Source organism: Nocardia sp. NPDC060220 (genome assembly GCF_042727815.1).
Lineage (GTDB): Bacteria > Actinomycetota > Actinomycetes > Mycobacteriales > Mycobacteriaceae > Nocardia.
Genome location: NZ_JBHWZY010001043.1, coordinates 1 through 2,135, shown reverse-complemented (window position 1 = coordinate 2,135; position 2,135 = coordinate 1). Strand labels below are relative to the sequence as shown.

Sequence of the window (2,135 nt, the reverse complement as noted above, 5' to 3'; positions counted from 1 at the left end):
GAGCAGGTGCTTGCCGTCCTTGTCCGTGGACAGCGCCAGCGAGCTGATGTACTGGATCTCGCCTTCGGGACCCGGCACCGCCGAGGCGATCATGTCCGGACGCTCGAAGTCCATTCCGGTGACGTGGCAGGTGAGCAGGTCGCCCGAGGGATTGCCGTGTTCGTCGAACATCGGCGCCTCGATACCGTCGTCGGCGCGTCGCAGGTAGTACTTGCCCTTGGTGGCGATCGCGGTGAGCGGAGTCGCGATGAAGGCGACCAGCACCGCGACCAGCGGCGAATACGGCTTCAGCAGTTCACCGAACAGGCCGAAGAAGGTCATGATCGACAGCACCGCCGACAGCCCGAAGCCGACCAGACCCACCGGGTTGAAGTCGTATAGCATGCCGCGCCGGAACTCCGGCACCTTCGGCGAGATCTTCAGCAGGTACTTGTTCACCGCGATATCGGTGGCCACGGTGACGATCCAGGCGATGCCGCAGTTGGCGTAGAAGCCGAGGATGTTGTTGAGGAAGTCGAACATGTTCGCTTCCATCAGCACCAGCGCCACTCCGAGGTTGACCACCAGGAACACCAGGCGGCCCGGGTAGGTCTTGGTGACGCGGGTGTAGGAGTTGGTCCAGGCCAGCGAGCCCGAGTAGGCGTTGGTCACGTTGATCTTGACCTGGCTGATGACCACCAGCACTACGGCCAGCGTCATGGCCAGCCACCCCGGCACCATGTCCTTGTAGATCTCCAGGAACTGGTGCACCGGCTGGTTGGCGATGCCCTGCGCGGCGGGCAGGTTCGCGATGAGGTACACCGCGAGGAACAGGCCGACGACCTGCTTGGCCGCACCGAACAGCACCCAGCCGGGACCGGCGAGCAGCATCCAGCCCCACCACTTGGCCCGGTTCTCCGGCGTGCGCGGCGGCATGAAGCGCAGGTAGTCGATCTGCTCGGCGATCTGGGCGATCAGCGACAGGCACACACCGGCGGCCAGCAGCGCCCCCGAAACGCTCACACCCTCACCGTTCTCGCCGCCGTAGGCGAAGAACGAACCCACCGAATCGGGGTGGCGCACCAGCAGGAAGCCGAACGGCGCCACCATCAGCAGCAGCCACAGGGGCGTGGTCCACACCTGGAGTTTGGCCAGGGTGTTCATCCCGTAGATGACCAGCGGAAAGATGATGATCGTGGAGGCGAGATAGCCGAGCCACAACGGAATTCCGAGGCCTAATAACAGGCCCTGCGCCATGATCGAACCTTCGAGCGCGAAGAAGATGAAAGTGAACGACGCGAACACGATATTGGTGATCACGGAGCCGTAGTAGCCGAATCCGCTGCCGCGCGTGATCAGGTCGAGATCGATGTTGTAGCGCGCCGCGTAATAGGCGAGCGGAAATCCGGTGAGCATCACGACCACGGCGAAGATACCGATGCCGATCAGGGCGTTTCCGGTGCCGTGGGCGATGCCGATATTCGCGCCGATCGCGAAATCGGCGAGGTAGGCGATGCCGCCGAGTGCGGAGATGCCGACGACGGCGGGGCTCCATTTGCGGTAGCTCCGCGGGGCGAAACGCAGCGTGTAGTCCTCGAGTGTTTCTTTGGCGGCAGTATCTGCTCCGGCCATTTCCCTCTCTCCTTCATCCGCTGCCGCACGTAACCGGCGACTCACAGACGGTCCTGCATAGATGTAGACGCGAATTTTCCGATCCGTTACGCCGCTGTTACGCAGCCCGATGGTGACCGGGGTCACCGAAACGGCTCCGCAAAAACAAGCACGCGTGTATGTTTTTGGGCGGAGCGAGCGTCAGGAGACGACAGTGTTCGAATGGTCCGAGACCGATCTGATGATCCGCGACGCCGTGCGGGCGTTCATCGACAAGGAGGTCCGGCCGAACCTCGACGCCCTCGACAGCGGTGAGATGCTGCCGTATCCCCTCCTGCGCAAGCTGTTCAGTCAGTTCGGGATCGATGCGATGGGTGAGGACGCCGTCGCGAAGATGCTCGCCAAGGAAGCGGCGGGTCCGAGTGAAGGTGGCAAGAAGGCGGGCAGCCCGTTCGGCGATCAGCAGTCGATGATGGCGGTGCTGATCAGCGAATTGTCCGGTGTCTGTATGGGTCTGGTGTCCGCCCTCGGGGTGAGCATCGGGC

General features: G+C 63.2%; 2 protein-coding genes. One reads left to right on the top strand and one right to left on the bottom strand.

All coding sequences use genetic code 11. The annotated features are described in order from the left end of the window. Nucleotides 1-1,611 (bottom strand): purine-cytosine permease family protein (locus ACFWF3_RS33400; protein WP_379317939.1); only part of this gene is annotated, 1,611 nt, incomplete at its 3' end. A 193-nt stretch (nt 1,612-1,804) separates the two neighbouring features. Here ACFWF3_RS33400 and ACFWF3_RS33395 point away from each other — a divergent pair. Continuing rightward, a partial coding sequence (locus ACFWF3_RS33395; protein ID WP_379317937.1) for an acyl-CoA dehydrogenase family protein occupies nt 1,805-2,135 on the top strand: 331 nt, incomplete at its 3' end.